Raw genomic sequence first — 17,958 nt, 5'->3', positions numbered from 1 at the left:
CGGATTCAGATGGTCGTCCCTGAAAATGGGGCGCGTCCTTGGCGATATCGGCCCGCCGGGGAAAACCAGACCGCAGTGAAAATAATCTACTGTATTCATTAATGCGAAAAACGGGCCGTTTCTGGCGACACCGCAAGGCCCCCGCGCGCGCCCTTCCATCGAAGTCCGGATCGCCGGCGAGCTGAAAAAATGGGCCGCCGATGACCTGACCGTGCGGTGTCTTCCTCGAAACAGGGGTGACTTCCGTCAAGGCGGAAACCGCTTGGCTCAAAAGTTCCACGGATAGTCCGAGCGGTAGCGTTTCTCCAGGGCATTGAGAAACTGGGCGCGCGTACCGCCGTCCTGCAGCCCGTGATCGGACAGGTGCCGGTCAATGAAGAAGCTGGTGAGCTCGAAGCCCTGGGTCACATCGCTCCAGGTGAGTTCACTGCCTGGCTGGCGCTGGCCGTCGAGCAGGAACGAAGGCAGGGGGAGCAGCTTGTCATGATAGGGCAGGCCGGCCTCCCGGCTGACGGCGCGGGCGGACCTGGGCGACACATAAGCCAGATCATCCCGTCCGCCGGTTGCCGCGCAGGCGGACAAGTCGAGACCGGCGCCGAGTTCACGCAGAACCTGGAGTTCGAACAGGATGAACAGGGCACCGGCCGTGTCGGCGGCTTCCAGATGTTCCAGAAGCACGTTCATGGCCTCGAAAAGCCCGGGGTAGGGGTGGCGTTCGGGCAACAGGCGCAGCAGGAAGGCCAGGTGCTGCAGCCCGGTGAGGCCGACTGCGTTGGTCATCAGGTCTCCGGCCCGCAGGGTTTCCGGTTCGATCCGGAATTGCCCGAGCTGGTCCGAAAGGCGCGCCTTCCAGGTGAGCAGCAGACTGTTGCCCGGTTGCAGCGATGGACGCAGCCGTTTCGACCGGCCGCCGCGGACGAGCCCGAGGTGGCGGCCGTGATCCAGTGTCATGGCCTCCAGAATGACGTTGTTCTCGCCGTGTTTGCGGGTGGTCAGAACCACGCCGCGTCCGCTCCATTCCAAGGGCGTCTTCCCGTGTCGATACCGATCCAGCAAAGGACGGGCGGAGATCGGCCCGCCGCATGTGTCAGGCGCTGCCTCTTATTTCGGAAACTCCAGCCCCATTTCCCGGTAGCGCTCCGGATCGTCGGCCCAGTTTTCGCGCACCTTGACGAACAGGAACAGATGCACTGGAGCGTCGATGATCTCGGACAACTCCTCGCGCGCAGTCTGCGAAATCGCCTTGATCGTCTGACCGCGCTTGCCCAGCACGATGCTCTTCTGGCTGTCGCGTTCCACATAGATGGTCTGTTCGATACGAGCCGACCCGTCCTTGCGGGTCTCCCATCGTTCGGTCTCGACCGTGGAAATATAGGGCAGCTCCTGGTGCAGGCGCTCGAACAGTTTCTCGCGGGTGATCTCCGCGGCGAGGATGCGCAGCGGAAGATCGGAGGGCTGATCCTCCGGATACAGCCAGGGGCCTTCGGGAACCTTGGACGCGAAATGGTCCAGAATGGTCTCGGTTCCGTCGCCGGTCAGCGCGGACACCATGAATGTTTCCTCGAAGGTGAGGTATTCGTTCGCCTTTTGCGCAATCAGAAGCAGCTTCTCGCGTTTGGCGATGTCGGTCTTGTTCAGGATCAGCACTTTGGGAGCGCTCTGGTTCTGAAGCCGCTTGAGGATGTTTTCCACTTCCTCGTCGATGCCCTTGCGCGCATCGATCAAGAGGGCGATCAGATCCGCGTCGCGCGCGCCGCCCCAGGCGGTGTCGACCATGGCCCGGTCCAGCCGGCGCTTCGGCTTGAAGATGCCCGGTGTGTCGATGAAGACGAGCTGCGCGGTGCCGTGCATGGCCACACCGCGCACGATGGTGCGCGTCGTCTGCACCTTGTGGGTGACGATGGACACCTTTGTGCCGACAAGCTGGTTGATCAGGGTCGACTTGCCGGCATTGGGCGCGCCGATCAGGGCAACGAACCCTGCGCGCGTTCCCTCCGGCATGGCCGCCAGCGGTTCGGGCAACGGCATGTCGAAACGGGCCTTGGGCGCGACGAAACCGTCGTCTTCGTCCGTCGGTCCGCTGCTGTTGTTGTCGTCGCTCACTCTGTTTCTATTCCTTCCAGACGCCTTCCCGGCGCAGCACGACCTCGGCCGCGCTTTGTTCAGCAATCCGCTTCGAGCCGCCCTTGCCCTCGCCGGGCGGCAGACCCTGTACCGTCACCGCGACGGTGAAGTTCGGGGCATGGTCCGGACCTTCCCGTCCGGTGACGTTGTAACGCGGGGTGGGCAGGCTCTGGGACTGGGCCCATTCCTGCAATGTCGTCTTGGCGTCTCGCAGCGGTCCGGACCAGGATAGCATACGCGGCTCCCAGAGACGCCCGACAAAGCTTTCCGCGGCATCGAAACCGCCATCGAGATAGATCGCCGCGATCAACGATTCGCAGATATCGGCGAGCAGCGCGGTCTTTTTCCGCCCGCCCGTTTGCGCTTCCGCCAGGCCGATCCGCATGGCGTCGCCGACACCCAGTTCCTGTGCGATCTCCGCGCAGGTCTCGCGCTTGACCATGTGGTTGAACCGCCGCGCCAGTTCACCCTCGTCGGCTTTGGGAAAATGCTTGTGCAGCATGGTTGCGATTGCCAGGCCGAGTACCCTGTCGCCAAGAAACTCAAGGCGCTGGTAGCTGCCGGACACCGTCTCCGACGGTGCCAGCGCGCTTGCATGCGTCAGCGCCACCCGCAACAGGTCCAGATCCTTGAACTCATATTGCAGCGCCTCTATCAGCGCCGAGATCGGGTTCGTCTGATTTGGTCTGGTCATGCGGCGGATCCGCGTTTCGGAGCAGGGGTTGCGACCGTGCCGGTCACAGCCCCCGGCCGATACGATCCCAGCGCACGCTCCAGGGCCAGGTCCAGATCTGCCATGCCGGGGTTTCGTCCTTGATGGAGAAGAACAGGATCTCCGCGCGGCCCATGAAGTTGTCATAGGGCACAAAGCCGACGCGGGTCTGGTAGCGGCTGTCGATGGAATTGTCGCGATTGTCACCCATCATGAAATAATGGCCTTCGGGAACCTTGTATTCCCGCGTGTTGTCCATCTGTCCATTGGGGGTCAGATCCAGCGTGTCGAAGGAAACGCCGTTCGGCAGGGTCTCGCGGAACCGGGGGACGCGCCGGACCAGGCCTGCCGGGGATTGCTCGATGTAATCGTCGATGCGCTCCCTCTTGACCGGGTCTCCGTTGATATGGACGACGCCGTCGATCACCTGAATGGTGTCTCCCGGCAGTCCCATCACCCGTTTGATGTAGTCGATCGAGGTATCGGTCGGAAGCTTGAACACCGCGACATCGCCGCGCTCGGGCGGCGTGGCCCAGACCCGGCCGGAAAACGGTGCCAGACCGAACGGGAAGGAATACCGGGAATAGCCGTAGCTGTATTTGGAAACGAACAGATAGTCGCCGATCAGCAGCGTATCCTTCATGGATCCGGAAGGAATGTTGAAGGGCTGAAACAGAAAGGTCCGCACGATCAGGGCAAGCAGCAGCGCCTGGACAATGACCTTGACGGTTTCACCGACACCGCCGCTGTCCTTTTCTTTCTTGTTTTCCGTCACGCTCATAATATCCCTTGAATCAAGTTGTCGGCGGGCCCGGTTTCCGGCGGCGCTTCACAGCGCGACTCTTAGCCGGTCCAATGCCCGGAAGCAATGCGGCGACCGTGTCCCGGTTACGCCTTTGAGGTGGAATCCACCAGGTGCGGCTCAGGCCAGTCGGCGGGCCAGGCCGAGATGACCACAAAAGCCTGGGCCAGCGGAAAATCGTCCGTGATCGTCAGGTCGATGGTTGCCTTGAAACCATCGGGTGTCATCGCGGCAAGCCGTTCCGCCGCGCCTCCGGCCAGGGCAATCGTGGGTTTTCCGGACGGCAGGTTGACGACTCCCATTTCCCGCCAGGCCACACCCATGCGAATGCCGCTGCCAAGCGCCTTGGAACAGGCCTCCTTGGCGGCGAACCGCTTGGCATAGGACGCCGCGCGCTCGGCACGCCGGTCCGACTTGGTCCGCTCGATTTCCGTAAAGACCCGGTTGGTGAACCGATCGCCGAACCGGGCAAGCGTCTTCTCGATCCGGCGAATGTCGATCAGGTCGCTGCCAATCCCTAAGATCATGTGTCTGCCTTCGAATATACGCACGATACCCGGAGGAACGTGCGGGGCCGGAAATCAGGAGCCGCGGTCTTCTTCCATGTTCGGGCCCGGTGCGGGAAACAGCCGGTCGCCCCTGGCGGCGATCTTGTTGCGGCGGCGTCGCTGATAGACCTCGACGCTCTTGTAGACGATCACATAGGACACGCTGGCCACGATCAGGCCGAGGGGCACGGCACCGATGAACATCGGCTTGAGCATTGGCCAGAGCGCATCAAACGACTTTTCGAACAGGCCGTGCTGGAACTGCTGATGCACATGGTGAGGGTCTGCCCTTGGGGGCGGGCGGCCATGCAGGATCCATTGCCCTATCTTGAACGTGAGTGCCCAGATGAAGGGAAACGTCAGGGGATTGCCGATCGAGGTGCCGAGTGCGGCGGCGATCAGGTTGCCGCGCACCAGGAAGGCGAGGCCGAATGCTGTCAGGAAGTGGAAGCCGATCAACGGTGTGAACGAAGCGAACGCCCCCGCCGCGAAGCCGAGCGCGACGGCATTCGGTGTGGCCGTAAGCCGCAGCACTCTCTTGCCGAAATAGCGGGTCGACCGGGCCCAGCTGTGTCGGGGCCAGACGGCAACGCGCATGCGTTCGATCCTGGAAGGCCTATGTCTGCGGCGGAACAGCATGATGAAAGAGGTGTATCCGTTCTTGTTGCGCTCAGCTCAATCCGCGGCTGCCGGGCTTGATCGCCGGCAGGGCGGCCAGTTCCGGCGGAAGATTGTCGGGCTCATAGGCGGGCACCTTGTATTCGGCCAGCGCGACCAGTGGAACGGAGACATCGGCGTCGCCACCGGACCGGTCGATCAGACAGGCGACGGCGAGGACTTCAGCACCAAGAGCTTTCAACGAGGTTACCGTTTCGCGGCTCGACAGGCCGGTCGTGACGATATCCTCAACGATAATGACACGCGCTCCCTCGGGCAGCTCGAACCGGCGGAGCCGGAATTCGCCATCTTCGCGTTCCACCCACATCGACGGCACGCCCAGATGACGGGCGGTCTCATATCCGGGAATGAGGCCGCCGAGAGCAGGCGACACGATATAGTCGATCTTGCCGAGATCCGCGGCGCGAATCTTGTCCGCCAGCGCCTTGCACAGCTTTTCGGTCATGTCCGGATACATGAACACCCGGGCCTTTTGCAGGAAGACCGGACTGCGCAGTCCCGAGGTCAGAATGAAATGGCCTTCCAGGATGGCACCGGCCTCACGGAACAGGGACAGCACTTCGTCACGCGTCATTACAAGAAATCCCCTGATATCGTCGGAGCTGCTAGCCGTTCACCCGGCTGACGCTCGACACATTCGGTTTGGTTCGCAATTGATTGATGATCCGGTTGAGGTGCTTCAGATCCCAGACCTCCAGGTCGATGACCATCTGGTGGAAGTCCGGCGCCCTCTGGAGCATTTTTACATTGTCGATGTTACCACTGTTTTCGCCGATGACCTGGGCGATTGTTGCCAGTGAGCCTGGTTCATTGGCGGCGGATATGTTCAGCCGGGCCGGAAAGCGCTCCGGATTGTCGACATCGATGTCCCAGCGCACATCGACCCAGCGTTCGGTCTGGTCATCGTACTCCTTGAGAGACGGAGACTGTATCGGATAGATGGTCAGTCCTTCGGACGGGGTCAAGATGCCGACGATACGGTCGCCCGGCACGGCGCCGCCGTCGGGGGCGAAGGTGACCGGAATGTCGCCGGACAGCCCGCGGATCGGCAGGGCAGGGCCTTCGCCGGCATCCTGTCCGTCGGCGCCGGTTGCGCTGTCTGCTTCCAGTCCGCTGGGAGGAATTCGGAACTTGAGACCATGCCCCTGCTTCAGACCGAACCAGCCTTCTTCCAGGGGAGGGGCTGACATGGCCACGCGCTGGTCCTGATAGTCCGGATGCGCGGATTTCAGAACGACCTGGGCGCTGAGGTCGCCGCGTCCGACCGCGGCCAGAAGATCCGCGACACTCGCCTGGTGATGCTGGTCGAGAATTCCTTCGAGAAGATCTTCGGAATAGGCCTTGTCCGCGCGCGCGAATGCGCGTTCGAGGATATGTTCGCCGAGCGCGCCATATTGTTTGCGCACGGATTCCCGCGTTGCCCGGCGGATGGCCGCCCGGGCCTTCCCGGTGATCGCGATCGCCTCCCAGGCGGGGGGCGGGGATTGCGCGGGTGATCGGATGATCTCGACTTCGTCGCCGTTGTGAAGCTCCGTCACCAGGGGCATGATCTTGCCGTTTATCTTGCAGCCGACGCAGGTGTTGCCAACGTCCGTGTGCACCGCATAGGCGAAGTCGATCGGCGTGGCGCCGCGCGGCAGGGCGATCAGGCGGCCCTTGGGAGAGAAACAGAACACCTGGTCATGGAACAGCTCCAGCTTGGTGTTTTCCAGGAACTCCTCGGGCGTGTCCCCCTGGGCGAGCAGTTCCGTGGTCCGGCGCAGCCACTCGAAGGCGCGGCAGTCTTCGGAATGGCGGGTGATGTCGCGGCCGCCGAACTCGCCATCCTTGTAGAGCGCATGGGCCGCGATACCGTATTCGGCGACCCGGTCCATGGAAATGGTGCGGATCTGCAGTTCCACGCGCTGACGTGACGGACCGACAATGGTCGTGTGGATCGACTTGTAGTCGTTCTGCTTGGGGGTCGAGATATAATCCTTGAACCGGCCCGGCACGGTGGGCCAGGTCGTGTGGATGACCCCGAGCACGCGGTAACAGGCTTCAATGGTGCCGACGGTCACGCGGAACCCGTAGATATCGGAAAGCTGTTCGAAGCCGATCGCCTTGCGCTGCATCTTTCGAAAGATCGAATAGGGACGTTTTTCCCGCCCCTTGACGAGCGCCGCCATGCCGCGTTCGCTCAGGCGTTCGGTCAAGGTGGTTTCGATGTCCAGAATCAGGTCCCGGTTGCGCTCGCGCAGATCGGCCAGCCGGTCCGTGATGGTTTCATAGGCTTCCGGGTTGAGCGTGCGGAAGGAGAGATCCTCCAGCTCCTCGCGCATGTCATGCATGCCCATGCGGCCGGCCAGCGGCGCATAGATCTCCATGGTTTCTTCGGCGATGCGGCCGCGCTTCTGCTCCGGCATGTGACCGAGCGTGCGCATGTTGTGCAGCCGGTCCGCCAGCTTGACCAGAAGCACGCGGACATCGTCGGCGATGGCAAGCAGGAGCTTGCGGAAATTCTCCGCCTGTTTGGCTTTCTGGGAAACCAGGTCCAGCCGCTTGATCTTGGTAAGACCTTCGACCAGCTTGCCGATTCCCTCACCGAACAGACTGTCGATTTCCGACCGTGTCGCGTCCGTGTCCTCGATCGTGTCATGCAGCAGCGCGACGGCAATGGTCGCGTCATCCAGACGCAGGTCGGTCAGGATCGCGGCGACTTCGAGAGGGTGGGAAAAATAGGGATCGCCTGATGCGCGCATCTGGGAGCCATGCTTCTGCATGGCGTAGACATAGGCCTTGTTGAGCAAGGCTTCGTCAGCTTCCGGATTGTACCGAGTAACCCGTTCTACGAGTTCGTATTGACGCATCATGGCCGCAACCGACCCTGGCAACCGGCTGAGGTTTCAGCGGGACAGACAAAAATGTCCGAAGCGCCCATGCCTTTTCGGCCGCGCTTCAGACGAGCTTTGTGACAAAAAATCAGACGTCGTCAGTCCGTTCCGGCGGAACGAGCCCTTCCAGACCGCGCAGAAGGTCTTCCTCGGACATCCGGTCGAATTCGACCGCGCCGTCGTCGACGGCATTGACCTGCGTCACGTTCTGCTGGCCGGGGGATGGCATCAGCGGCACGGCTTCGGCTTCCGGCTCGTCCACTTCGACGAACTTCTGCAGCGAATGGATCAGGTCTTCCTTCATGTCTTCCGGGCTGACGGTCTGCTCGGCGATTTCACGAAGGGCGACAACAGGGTTCTTGTCGTTGTCGCGTTCGATGGTCAGCGGAGAACCGCTGGAAATCATGCGTGCGCGATGCGCAGCAATCAGCACCAGCTCAAACCGGTTTTCGACCTTGTCGATGCAGTCCTCGACGGTCACGCGCGCCATTCGACGTCTCCATAGCTTTAAGGAACTTGAAGAACCAGCGTATAGTGTTCGCGATTCAAAAAAGCAACCCCTAGTCAGAATTGAAGGGTGGCCGGGGATTTTGCCGGGCAAGTCAGGTGGAAATCAACGGAAATTTTGCCCGGTTTTTTTAAGGTTTTTTTTAAGGAAACCGCTCGCTTTTGCATTGCGGGAGTCCAATATAATGGTATACGCCACAGGCAATGGCCCCTCGCGGAATCAGAAGGGCGTTGGAAAGAAAACAATAAGTCGTCAGAAGCTGCGGGATGCGCAGTATTCTTTCGACACTATGTGCGTTGACAGCAGAGATCGGACACGTCGGACCCCGCCGCGGGAGGCTGAGTTCAGACCGGACGAATAACAAAGCGCTGCGCATATAACTGGGAAAGGTTTCAAATAAGATGTTTGACGCTCGAGAAAAAGTTGCTTTGTTCATTGATGGGGCCAACTTGTACTCAACCGCAAAGGCCATCGGTTTTGACATTGACTACAAGCGGCTTCTGAAGGAATTTCAGGGTCATGCCTATATGCTGCGCGCGTATTACTATACCGCTCTGATCGAAGATCAGGAGTATTCCTCGATACGTCCGCTGATCGACTGGCTGGACTATAATGGCTACAAGGTCATTACCAAGCCCGTGAAGGAATTTGTGGACAGTGCCGGACGCCGCAAGGTGAAAGGCAACATGGATATCGAGCTTGCCGTTGACGCCATGGAACTGGTCGAAACCGTCGACCACATCGTTCTGTTCTCCGGCGATGGCGACTTCCGCTCTCTGGTGGAGGCCCTGCAGCGCAAGGGCCGCAAGGTCAGCGTTGTCTCGACCTTGAAAACCCAGCCGCCGATGATCGCCGACGATCTGCGCCGGCAGGCGGATCATTTCATCGATCTGGCAAGCCTGGCCAACAAGATCGGCCGCGACCCGTCCGAACGGCCCATGCGCCCGCAGACGCCGGCTCATGTGGAAGACGACGACGAGGACGACGACTACTAGGTTTCGGCCATGTCCGCGTTGAACAGTCACAAAGTGCCGGTCGATCCGCCCCTGGATTGTCCGGCCTGTCCCCGGCTCGTCGCGTTGCGCGAGGAGCTCAAGGCAGCGCATCCCGATTGGCACAATGCCCCCGTACCGTCCTTCGGCGCGGCTGCACCGACGCTGCTGGTCATCGGTCTGGCGCCCGGCATGAAGGGGGCGAACTGCACCGGCCGCCCGTTCACGGGGGACTATGCCGGCGATCTTCTCTACCGGACCATGATCGATTTCGGCTTCGCCTCCGGCACATATCAGGCGCGGCCCGATGACGGGCTGACGCTCAAGGACGCGCTGATCACCAACGCGGTCCGCTGTCTGCCGCCGCAGAACAAGCCGACCGGGGAGGAAATCAGGACCTGCCGGCCGTATCTCCTGTCGACTCTCGCGGCCAATCCGTCGATCAACGCAGTGCTGGCGCTCGGCCGGATCGCCCACGAGACGTTCCTGACCGCGCTCGGTCAGCGCCGCGCGGCGTTTCCCTTTGCACATTGCGCGGAACACGCGCTGCCGGGCACCGGGCTGACCCTCTTCGACAGCTATCACTGCTCAAGGTACAACACCAATACGGGCCGCCTGACGGAAGAGATGTTTCGCGCCGTTTTCGTGAAGATTCGCGCGCATGTTTCCTGACAAAAGCCGAAACTGCGCCGTTCCTCATCCGCCGGAAGGGGGCTCCGTGCGATACTCCTTCTCGTCGGCAACGGCCCAGCCGTTGGGACCGAGATGTTCCTGCGGCTTGAAGCGGGCCTTGTAGTCCATTTTCCGCGAGCCATCGACCCAGTAGCCGAGATAGACGTAGGGCAGGTTCATCTTTCTGGCGCGCACGATGTGATCCAGGATCATATAGGTGCCGAGCGCGGTGTTCGGATAGTCGGGCGTGTAGAAGGAATAGACCATCGACAGGCCGTCCGAGAGCTGGTCCGTGAGGGCAACGCCCAGAAGAGGGCCCTCACCGGTGCCGGTCAGGAAACTGTTCGGACCGCGGCGGCGGTATTCCAGGACCAGGGTCTCCACATGGGTGTCCTCGACCATCATGGCGTAGTCGAGCACGCTCATTTCGGTCATGCCGCCGTTTTCGTGCCGTGCCTCCAGATAGTCCCGGAAAAGATCGTATTGTTCGGCCGAAGGGCTGGGCGGCAACCGGGCGCCGACAATGTCCCCGCCGGACTTCCACACCCGTTTAAACGATTTGGTCCATTGAAATTCGTCCACGCGCACACGGATCGAGACGCAGGCCTGGCAGCGTTCGCAGGCGGGCCGATAGGCGATGTTCTGGCTGCGCCGGAAGCCGCCCTGTGTCAGAACCTCGTTGAGCGCCGGGGCATTGTGGCCGACCAGGTGGGTGAACACCTTGCGCTCCTGCTTGCCCTCCAGATAGGGGCAGGGCGCGGGCGCCGTCAGATAGAACTGCGGATGATCTGTGGGGTGCCGTGTCACCGTGTTGTCCCGCGTATCTTCATGTCTCCAGTTGCGAACGCCTCACGCCCGGTTCTGGTTTCACAGGCCGTAATACCATGGAGCGACCAGTGAGAAGGTCAACCATAAAACAAGAGCAAGCGGGGTGCCAGCCCGTACGAAATCATTGAACTTGTAGTGCCCGGGGCCCATGACGATCAGGTTGGTCTGATACCCGATCGGCGTCGCGAAAGACGAATTCGCCGCGATGATCAGGCAGACCACGAAAGCTTCCGGCTCCGCGCCGATCTGCTGCGCCAGATTGATGGCGATCGGCGTGAACAGGACGGCGGCAGCGTTGTTCGACAGGAAATTCGTCAGCACCATGACGATGAAGAACAGCGCGGACAGCATCACCGGGGCGGATGCACCGTCCAGCACGGTGACAAGGGCGGTGGCAATCGCGGTGGCGCCGCCTGTGCCTTCCAGCGCGACCGCGCCGGCAAGCGAGGCCCCGACAAGCATGAAGATCCGGCTGTCGATGGCGCGCATGGCCTGACGGATGTTGAGGCAGCCCGAAGCGATCATGGCGAATGTGCCGGCCACCGCCGTCGATACGATCGGCACCAGCCCGCTCGCGGCCAGAGCCACGACACAGGCGAAGATCACCAGGGCGCGCGGCGCGTAGCGGCGCCGGGGGACTTCCGCCATGGACCAGTCGAGCAGCAACACGTCGCGATTGCCGCGCAGGCGCGCGATTTCCTCTTCGCTGCCGGATACGAGCAGCACATCGCCCGCTTCCAGCCGGATGTCGTTCATGGCCATGCGCGGCATGCGGCTGCGCCGCTGGATACCCATCACCAGGCAGCCGGTGTCCGAATAGAACCCGGACTGCGGCAGGGTCCGGCCCATCAGGCGCGAGGCGGGCGCGACCACGACTTCGGCCAGGCTGATGGAGCCCGGTTGCGCGGCCTGGATTTCGCGGCCCGGATTGCCGGTGTCGCCTTCGGCTTCCATGAGCGGCTGGCGGCGGGAGAGCGCATTGGCGAGTGCGGTGCGGGTTGCCGCCACGATGACCATGTCGCCGGGCGCCAGCACCACGTTTTCGAAGGGCGGCAGGATCGGCTTCTGGCCGCGCTGGACCAGGCGAACGGTCATGTCTTTCAGTTTCGGGAACATGCCGGAGACCGACTCGACCCCGATCAGGGGATGTCCGTAGGTGATCTCGATCTGGGCGATGAACTGCTTGCCGGAGGTGGCCTGAAACTCCTCCGCCATGGTCTTGCGAGCCTTCAGCAGGCGCGGCATGACAAACAGCACGTAGACGGCGCCGACGCTGGCCACGATCAGGCCGATCCCGGTGAAACTGAAAAAGGTCAGTTTCAGATCGGAGGTCTGGGCGGCGTAGTTGGCGACCAGAAGGTTTGTCGACGACCCGATCAGCGTGGTCATGCCGCCGAGAATGGCCAGGAAGGACAGCGGCATCAGCACGCGGGCGGGGGACTGGCCAACGGTCGCGGCGACGGCTGTCAGGATCGGCAGGAACATCACCACGACGGGGGTGTTGTTCAGAAAGGCGCTCAGGATGGCGACCGCCAGCAGCACCGGAATGGCGGCATGGAGCGAGCGTCCGCGGGTCATGCGCACGATGGCTTTTGCCGGGGCCTCCAGCGCATCCGTCTGGAACAGGCCCTGGCCGATGATCAGAAGGCAGATGACGGTGATCAGGGCCGGGTTGGCGAAACCGGCGAGAAAATCGCCGGTGGTGATCACCGCGCCGTCGGGCGCTGTCACTGGGATGACGGAAAAGATGACGATGAAGGCGGAAATGGACCCCAGGGCGACGATCTCGATCGCGTAGCGCTCCATGGCGTAAAGTACGACAGTTGACGCGATCACCACGAAGGTCAGCGCCATTGCAATATCAACTGAGTGCATTCATGAGCCTAAAGCCGCCAGGGAGGTTTCCACGGGATGCCAGTTTAAATCAGCAGGTCCCGGGATTGGAAGAGGCAAGTCGCAAGATTGTCATTGAGAGGTCCGTTAAGGCATGATGCCGGGAACCACAAGGGGGGCCATGCGTTGACACCATCATGAAGACTTTCCCCGATCCCGCCTTCTTCCAGCGCCATCCGCGTGTCCTGTTGGCCCTGTTCCTCATCGCCGTCGTCGGCACCGGCGTCCTGATCGGAGCCCTGTCCGCTCCCGGCCCCTGGTATCAGGCTTTGCGCAAGCCGCCTTTCAATCCGCCGGACTGGGTGTTCGCACCGGCCTGGACGGTGCTTTACATCCTGATCGCAATTGCGGGATGGCGCAGCTTTCTCAGAGCGCCGCGCAGCCGTATGATGGGGATATGGGCCGGGCAGATGCTGCTCAACTGGTGCTGGATGCCGCTGTTTTTCGGCTTGCACCAGATCTGGGCGGCTTTCGCCGTCGTGGTGCTGCTGTTCGTCCTGATCATGACTTACATCGCGGCAAACTGGAAAGGCGACACGACGGCCGCGCTGCTGTTCCTGCCCTATGCCGCCTGGGTTGCCTTCGCTGGACTGTTGAACGTGTCCATCGCGTTGCTGAATTGACGGCGGATCCCTAACATACAGCGCGATTGTCCGGTGCGCGTGTCCGCACGGGGATCCGGTGGTGGAAAATCCCTGCCGCCGAATGCAAGGGGCGGCAGGGATCTGTGGTCGAACCCTTCTGAATGAAGAGGCGATGGGGCCTGTTCTTCGACCGGTCGTGAACCGTGGCCTTCCCGAGCGTGACCGCTTTCTGTCGGAAGGCTTCCGGTTCTCTCGTTCGGCGGGCCCATTCAGGTCCGACCGGGAGAGATATGTTCGTGTCTCGTCTGCTTCCGCTCACCCGGCTTCGGCAATCCGATGTTTCGGGTGATCTCGCCGGCGTGCATCCGGAAACGTCCGCGATCCCGCGCGTCATTCACCCGCGTGCTTTGGGACTGCGGCCAGGTAACGGACCAGCTCGCGTTGCAGCGCTGCGACCGTTTCCTCCAGATCCGCCGCGTCTGCTTTGCGGCTTCTTGCCAACTCCCCCAGCATGATTTCGTAGTCGCGGCAGATTTCATCAAAAACCCGGTCGTTACGCCGAAGGTCGAGAACCGCTGTACTCTCGAGCCCCAACTTGTCGTCCCAGCCTTCCATGCGGCGCCTTTCTTGCCGAATCCCCGATGCACTCCGCAGTTGATCTGGTTGCAGGATCTCCTAGTATTGCCTGAATGTAGAGTTTAACACCGTGACTTTCCCGTGTTTTACGGGTTTAAGTATCTGATTATCATGGTGTTTGATGGATCGAATCCGGAATGGGCAGCCTTATGGAATCAAGCGACGCGAAGGCGCCCGATGAGGAGATCGTCCTGGAGTCCCTTGAGAAAATTTGCAAGAGTCAGGAGATTTCAGGGTCGCAGAGGTTGCAGGATTTTCTGACTTATGTCGTGACCGAAACCCTGGAAGGCCGCGGCGGGCAGATCTTCGGCAAGACGATCGCCGAAGACGTCTACAAGCGTCCGCCTTCCTCCGGTGCCGACAGTTCGAACCTTGTGCGCGTGGATGCCGGACGCCTGAGACGCGCCCTGGAAGCCTATTATAACGGTGACGGTGCGACGGATAGGATCCGGTTCGTCATCGATCCGGGGCAATATGCGGTTCGGTTCGAGACCCCTCCGGAACGAACCGGAAATCGCCGCACCTTCCTGATCGGGGCTCTTGTCTGTCTCGTCCTGCTGGTCGGAGGTGTGCTCGGGTATGTCCTGCTCCAGATTTCCGGATTGCAGGAGGCCCGAAATCCCGCCCCTGCGAAAGGTCTGAGCAGCGTGCAGCGCGAGGTCCTGCTGAACCGGTCGCCGGCCACGCTCGAAGCCGTGGACCTGGCGACCCAGGCGCGCAGTCTCATCTTTCCGGCGAGCAATCCCGCGCGTCTGACCGCGACGCGGGGGATGTTCGAGCGGGCGATCGAACTCGACCCGAACTATTCTGGTGGTCATGCGGGCCTGGCGCAGATCGTCGGCCTGCAATCGTTTCTCGTGCCCGCCGGCGACGAACGCGATGTCCTGATCGGCCTGGGTTTCCGTCATGCCCAGAAGGCCCTGGATCTGAGCCCGGCATCGCCATGGACACACTCCGCTCTCGGTTGGATGGAATTCGTACGCGGCAACATCGACGCGGCCCGGGCCTATTCGCTGCACGCGGTCGAAATCGATCCGGACGACCTCGATGTCCTCAACTTCGATTCCCTGATCGGCATCTTCAGCGGGGACTTCGACCATGTCGTCAAATCGGCCAATCCTGCAAACTTCCTGGGCCGGGATCTCAGCCGGCATGTGTTCACGGTTGCCTATGCCGTCGCGAAATTCCACCTGGGCGACTATCAGGCGGCGGTGGAGGCGCTCAATCAGGCCGCGTCGCTGGGCGGTCCGTCCAGCTCGATCAGCTTCGCCTACCTGATTGCCGCGCACTACAAATCCGGCAACGAGGCCATGGCCGGCAAGCTGCTCGGGGACTTCGTGGCCTCCCGGCCGAACAGCCGGGTGGAAATCGTGCTGCGCCGCCTGTTCGCCCATTCCGACGACGCCGATACGCTGTTCGACGCGCTCGCGGAAGCCGGTTGGCAATCCTCCGAACAATGAGCGGCTCCCCGGCGGGGTTCTGAGCGACAGCGCTGAAAGACGAGCTGGCCAGAACACAATTGGTCCGCGCGTCCTGGTCCTTCAATCGACACTTCCGGCATAATCGGCGGCCGGTTCTTGCCTCCAGGTGACGTCCATGTCGACCTTGGCGGCGGCGAACAGGTTCATGACCGGGCAGCGGAACTCGACGTTCTTGCACAGCTTGCGGAACCGGTCCTCCGGTTCGTCCGAATAGACCGTGATGGTGAGCTTGCCGCTTTCGAAATAGGGCCGGATGCCGGGCACGCCCTTGGGGCCGCGCACGTCGATCTGGCTCTCGCAGGCAAAATCCACCCCCGTGTAAGCAAAGTTCATGGCTGTCGCGACCCCGTTGATGATCACGCCGTCGCAGCCGACCAGGGCGATCAGAACGGTTTCCAGCGGGCTGGGCGCGGAATTGGTGCCCCCCAGCGACGCCGGTTCGTCGGTGTAGGCGGGGGCGAAGTCGCGCACCTGAACCTTGGTGCGCGTGCCAGCGGCATTGGTCGCCTTGACGTGGCGCACCCCGATCTTGCGGGTTTCGGGGTCGATGCTCGGTTCGATGATGTCTTGATCGATCATGTCCGACATGGAAGTTCCTTGCCTTAACTGAGAGGAATGAGGGCTCCGACGGGCGCATCGCCCCGCAGGAGGTCGAAAAGCAACCGCACCACCACAAAGACGGCGGCGCCGTAGATCAGGCCGGTCCACAGCCGCATGCGCGCCTTCACCAGCAGCATCCAGGCGATCAGGACGACCGTGGGCAGGCTGACGCCGATGGCCCACACCGCGATGGCGTAGGCGACAAGCACGACCAGGACCCGGAGCTCGTTCGCGTCCCGGGCAAAGTCGTTGTCATAGTCCCGTACGCCGCGCGCCAGCAGGTAGAGCGCGAGCGGCAGGCCGGGCACGATCGCCAGCGCCGGCATCAGCCGCGAGGAGGGATTGAAGGAGAACATGTCCAGAAGCGCATAGCTGAACATCAGCGCTGCGAGAGCGGCGAGCACGAGCGATATGCCCCGGCTCGGCAGCGCCACGGGGATGTCCTCGTTTTCGGTTGCTGCCGCCAACCCGGACGCAGGGGCAGGGGCGGGAGCCGCGACTGCCGCGTGCCTGCGCGCGCGCAGCCAGCGTACAACAGACAGCAGCACCGGTATGGCGATCACCGATCCGATCAGGAGAACGCCGGGACGGGCCAGCCAGGACCAGCCGTGGATCTGGTTGGCGAGCCAGAAATACTGTTCCATCGGACCGGACAGCACGAAACCGACCAGCGCCGGCGCGCGCGGCCAGCCGCCATGTTTCATCAGCCAGCCGAGCGCGCCGAGCACGAACAGCATGAAGATGTCGCCCATGGTCGAGGTCGACTGATAGGCGCCGATCACCATGATGAGGATCAAAGGCGCGGCAATGATCGCGAAGGGAATGCGCGTCAGGCGCGCCAGCGCGGGGGTGATCGCAAAGCACAGCGCGGCGCCCACGACCGAGGTCAGCGCCACCGACCAGACGATCAGGAACATCAGGTCCGGGTTCTGGGTGATCATCCGGGGGCCGGGATAATAGCCGAAGGAAAACAGCGCGCCGAGGAAGATCGCCGCCGCCGGTCCGCCCGGAACGCTGAACAGAAGCGTCGGCACCAGGTCGGAAATCACCGTGGCGTTGTTGGCGCCCTCGGAGGCGGCGATGCCGCGGATCTCGCCGCGGCCGAAGCGCGACTTGTCCTTGGTCGAGCGCATGGCGTGGCCATAGGCCACCCAGGTCGAGGCGGAGGCACCGACAGCCGGCACGAACCCGCCGAAGACGCCGATCACGGCGGCGCGCAGGATCAGCCAGCGCGCGCGCCAGAAATCCCGGAAACCTTCGCCCCAGTGGTCGACCTTGACCCGTTCGTGGCTGATGCCACCGCCGGCCGCGAGCATGGAGATCACCTCGGCCACACCAAACAGGCCAAGCGCGACGATGGTCAGCGAGAACCCGTCGAGAAGATAGACCTGGTCGAACGTGTAGCGGAAATCGGCGGCCGCCTGAGCCGGGCCGACAACGCCCAGAAGCACGCCGAGGCAGGCGGCGGCCAGCCCCTTTGCCAGGTCCTTGCCGATCATGGAAGCGGCAAAGAACAGGCCGACCAGCGCGAACATGAACAGTTCCGGCGTCGACAGCAGAAGAACGATCGGCCCGGCAACCGGAATGGCCACGAACAGGATCGCCGCGCCGGTCAGCCCGCCGACCATGGACGCCAGAAAGCCGACGCCGAGCGCACGCGCCGCCTGGCCCTTTTTCGCCAGCGCATGGCCTTCGATGGCCGTCGGCGCCGAGGCGGGCGAGCCGGGCGCACCGATCAGCACCGAGGTGATCGTGTCGGACGTATAGACGACCGAGACCGCGCCCAGAAGCATGGCAAGGCCTGAATAGGCGTCCATGTAGTAGATGAAGGGCAGCAGGATCGACACCGCCGCGACACCGCCAAGGCCCGGCAGCATGCCGAAAACCATGCCGACGAACATGCCGGCGAACAAAGCCGCAAGGCGCATGGGGTCGAAAAGCGCATCGAGCGCGGTGAGCGCGTGTTCAAACATGAAAGGTCCCGAGGAAAGGAAGGGTGCGCCCGGGTCGTGGCTGCGTGACCCGGG

Annotated in this window: 18 protein-coding genes; 4 read left to right on the top strand and 14 right to left on the bottom strand. The window is 62.4% G+C overall.

The genetic code is table 11. The features are described from left to right. Window positions 1-267: 267 nt before the first annotated feature. The 9 genes from recO to rpoZ all read right to left on the bottom strand — a co-directional run bounded on the left by recO (window position 268) and on the right by rpoZ (window position 8,227). Window positions 268-1,023 (bottom strand): DNA repair protein RecO, encoded by a 756-nt coding sequence (recO, locus tag AC0VX3_RS18575; protein ID WP_475521750.1) that lies wholly within the window; start codon window positions 1,021-1,023, stop codon window positions 268-270. Between the two features lie 78 nt (window positions 1,024-1,101). Further along, window positions 1,102-2,028, bottom strand: a complete 927-nt coding sequence (gene era, locus AC0VX3_RS18570; RefSeq protein WP_342894368.1) for a GTPase Era — start codon at window positions 2,026-2,028, stop codon at window positions 1,102-1,104. An 82-nt stretch (window positions 2,029-2,110) separates the two neighbouring features. Then, window positions 2,111-2,818, bottom strand: a complete 708-nt coding sequence (gene rnc, locus AC0VX3_RS18565; protein WP_475521749.1) for a ribonuclease III — start codon at window positions 2,816-2,818, stop codon at window positions 2,111-2,113. 43 nt (window positions 2,819-2,861) lie between these two features. Beyond that, window positions 2,862-3,617 (bottom strand): signal peptidase I, encoded by a 756-nt coding sequence (gene lepB / locus AC0VX3_RS18560; RefSeq protein WP_342894041.1) that lies wholly within the window; start codon window positions 3,615-3,617, stop codon window positions 2,862-2,864. Between the two features lie 107 nt (window positions 3,618-3,724). After that, window positions 3,725-4,165 (bottom strand): holo-ACP synthase, encoded by a 441-nt coding sequence (gene acpS / locus AC0VX3_RS18555; RefSeq protein ID WP_475521748.1) that lies wholly within the window; start codon window positions 4,163-4,165, stop codon window positions 3,725-3,727. A gap of 54 nt (window positions 4,166-4,219) precedes the next feature. Next, on the bottom strand, window positions 4,220-4,783 hold the full coding sequence (locus AC0VX3_RS18550) for a DUF2062 domain-containing protein (RefSeq protein WP_475521747.1): 564 nt from the start codon (window positions 4,781-4,783) through the stop codon (window positions 4,220-4,222). 73 nt (window positions 4,784-4,856) lie between these two features. Beyond that, window positions 4,857-5,438, bottom strand: a complete 582-nt coding sequence (gene pyrE / locus AC0VX3_RS18545) for an orotate phosphoribosyltransferase (protein ID WP_342894044.1) — start codon at window positions 5,436-5,438, stop codon at window positions 4,857-4,859. Window positions 5,439-5,469: 31 nt separating this feature from the next. Then, window positions 5,470-7,716, bottom strand: a complete 2,247-nt coding sequence (locus AC0VX3_RS18540) for a RelA/SpoT family protein (RefSeq protein ID WP_475521746.1) — start codon at window positions 7,714-7,716, stop codon at window positions 5,470-5,472. A 109-nt stretch (window positions 7,717-7,825) separates the two neighbouring features. Beyond that, window positions 7,826-8,227, bottom strand: a complete 402-nt coding sequence (gene rpoZ, locus AC0VX3_RS18535; RefSeq protein WP_342894046.1) for a DNA-directed RNA polymerase subunit omega — start codon at window positions 8,225-8,227, stop codon at window positions 7,826-7,828. Between the two features lie 419 nt (window positions 8,228-8,646). On the opposite strand from rpoZ, the gene AC0VX3_RS18530 reads away from it, so the two are divergent. Beyond that, on the top strand, window positions 8,647-9,240 hold the full coding sequence (locus AC0VX3_RS18530; RefSeq protein WP_342894047.1) for a LabA-like NYN domain-containing protein: 594 nt from the start codon (window positions 8,647-8,649) through the stop codon (window positions 9,238-9,240). 9 nt (window positions 9,241-9,249) lie between these two features. Then, window positions 9,250-9,909 carry a uracil-DNA glycosylase gene (locus AC0VX3_RS18525; RefSeq protein ID WP_475521745.1) on the top strand — a complete coding sequence of 220 codons (660 nt, stop codon included), beginning with the start codon at window positions 9,250-9,252 and terminating at the stop codon, window positions 9,907-9,909. Between the two features lie 24 nt (window positions 9,910-9,933). Here AC0VX3_RS18525 and AC0VX3_RS18520 read toward each other — a convergent pair whose 3' ends face one another. Both AC0VX3_RS18520 and AC0VX3_RS18515 read right to left on the bottom strand, forming a co-directional pair. Beyond that, the gene (locus AC0VX3_RS18520; RefSeq protein ID WP_342894049.1) at window positions 9,934-10,716 is read right to left on the bottom strand and encodes an arginyltransferase; all 783 of its coding nucleotides are present in this window, start codon (window positions 10,714-10,716) and stop codon (window positions 9,934-9,936) included. Window positions 10,717-10,776: 60 nt separating this feature from the next. Further along, the gene (locus AC0VX3_RS18515; RefSeq protein WP_475521744.1) at window positions 10,777-12,612 is read right to left on the bottom strand and encodes an SLC13 family permease; all 1,836 of its coding nucleotides are present in this window, start codon (window positions 12,610-12,612) and stop codon (window positions 10,777-10,779) included. Window positions 12,613-12,767: 155 nt separating this feature from the next. On the opposite strand from AC0VX3_RS18515, the gene AC0VX3_RS18510 reads away from it, so the two are divergent. Then, window positions 12,768-13,253, top strand: coding sequence for a TspO/MBR family protein (locus AC0VX3_RS18510; RefSeq protein ID WP_475521743.1), 486 nt, complete (start codon window positions 12,768-12,770; stop codon window positions 13,251-13,253). 351 nt (window positions 13,254-13,604) lie between these two features. On the opposite strand, the gene AC0VX3_RS18505 is transcribed toward AC0VX3_RS18510, so the two are convergent. Continuing rightward, window positions 13,605-13,829, bottom strand: coding sequence for a hypothetical protein (locus AC0VX3_RS18505; protein ID WP_475521742.1), 225 nt, complete (start codon window positions 13,827-13,829; stop codon window positions 13,605-13,607). Window positions 13,830-13,999: 170 nt separating this feature from the next. Here AC0VX3_RS18505 and AC0VX3_RS18500 point away from each other — a divergent pair, with 170 nt between their 5' ends. Next, window positions 14,000-15,310: a tetratricopeptide repeat protein gene (locus AC0VX3_RS18500; protein WP_475521741.1), complete on the top strand. Its 1,311-nt coding sequence runs from the start codon at window positions 14,000-14,002 to the stop codon at window positions 15,308-15,310. An 81-nt stretch (window positions 15,311-15,391) separates the two neighbouring features. On the opposite strand, the gene AC0VX3_RS18495 is transcribed toward AC0VX3_RS18500, so the two are convergent. After that, on the bottom strand, window positions 15,392-15,919 hold the full coding sequence (locus AC0VX3_RS18495) for an OsmC family protein (protein WP_475521740.1): 528 nt from the start codon (window positions 15,917-15,919) through the stop codon (window positions 15,392-15,394). A 14-nt stretch (window positions 15,920-15,933) separates the two neighbouring features. Continuing rightward, the gene (locus AC0VX3_RS18490; RefSeq protein ID WP_475521739.1) at window positions 15,934-17,904 is read right to left on the bottom strand and encodes a tripartite tricarboxylate transporter permease; all 1,971 of its coding nucleotides are present in this window, start codon (window positions 17,902-17,904) and stop codon (window positions 15,934-15,936) included. Window positions 17,905-17,958 lie beyond the last annotated feature (54 nt).

Source organism: Roseibium sp. QJM3NY_11, assembly GCF_056173175.1.
This window is presented reverse-complemented; position numbering and strand designations above follow the sequence as displayed.

Bases quoted from the DNA above. Each gene is read 5' to 3' on its own strand.
- era (WP_342894368.1), bottom strand. From the start codon at position 2,028: ATGCCGTTGCCCGAACCGCTGGCGGCCATGCCGGAGGGAACGCGCGCA.
- rnc (WP_475521749.1), bottom strand. From the start codon at position 2,818: ATGACCAGACCAAATCAGACGAACCCGATCTCGGCGCTGATAGAGGCG.
- lepB (WP_342894041.1), bottom strand. From the start codon at position 3,617: ATGAGCGTGACGGAAAACAAGAAAGAAAAGGACAGCGGCGGTGTCGGT.
- acpS (WP_475521748.1), bottom strand. From the start codon at position 4,165: ATGATCTTAGGGATTGGCAGCGACCTGATCGACATTCGCCGGATCGAG.
- AC0VX3_RS18550 (WP_475521747.1), bottom strand. From the start codon at position 4,783: ATGCGCGTTGCCGTCTGGCCCCGACACAGCTGGGCCCGGTCGACCCGC.
- pyrE (WP_342894044.1), bottom strand. From the start codon at position 5,438: ATGACGCGTGACGAAGTGCTGTCCCTGTTCCGTGAGGCCGGTGCCATC.
- AC0VX3_RS18540 (WP_475521746.1), bottom strand. From the start codon at position 7,716: ATGATGCGTCAATACGAACTCGTAGAACGGGTTACTCGGTACAATCCG.
- rpoZ (WP_342894046.1), bottom strand. From the start codon at position 8,227: ATGGCGCGCGTGACCGTCGAGGACTGCATCGACAAGGTCGAAAACCGG.
- AC0VX3_RS18530 (WP_342894047.1), top strand. From the start codon at position 8,647: ATGTTTGACGCTCGAGAAAAAGTTGCTTTGTTCATTGATGGGGCCAAC.
- AC0VX3_RS18525 (WP_475521745.1), top strand. From the start codon at position 9,250: ATGTCCGCGTTGAACAGTCACAAAGTGCCGGTCGATCCGCCCCTGGAT.
- AC0VX3_RS18515 (WP_475521744.1), bottom strand. From the start codon at position 12,612: ATGCACTCAGTTGATATTGCAATGGCGCTGACCTTCGTGGTGATCGCG.
- AC0VX3_RS18510 (WP_475521743.1), top strand. From the start codon at position 12,768: ATGAAGACTTTCCCCGATCCCGCCTTCTTCCAGCGCCATCCGCGTGTC.
- AC0VX3_RS18505 (WP_475521742.1), bottom strand. From the start codon at position 13,829: ATGGAAGGCTGGGACGACAAGTTGGGGCTCGAGAGTACAGCGGTTCTC.
- AC0VX3_RS18500 (WP_475521741.1), top strand. From the start codon at position 14,000: ATGGAATCAAGCGACGCGAAGGCGCCCGATGAGGAGATCGTCCTGGAG.
- AC0VX3_RS18495 (WP_475521740.1), bottom strand. From the start codon at position 15,919: ATGTCGGACATGATCGATCAAGACATCATCGAACCGAGCATCGACCCC.
- AC0VX3_RS18490 (WP_475521739.1), bottom strand. From the start codon at position 17,904: ATGTTTGAACACGCGCTCACCGCGCTCGATGCGCTTTTCGACCCCATG.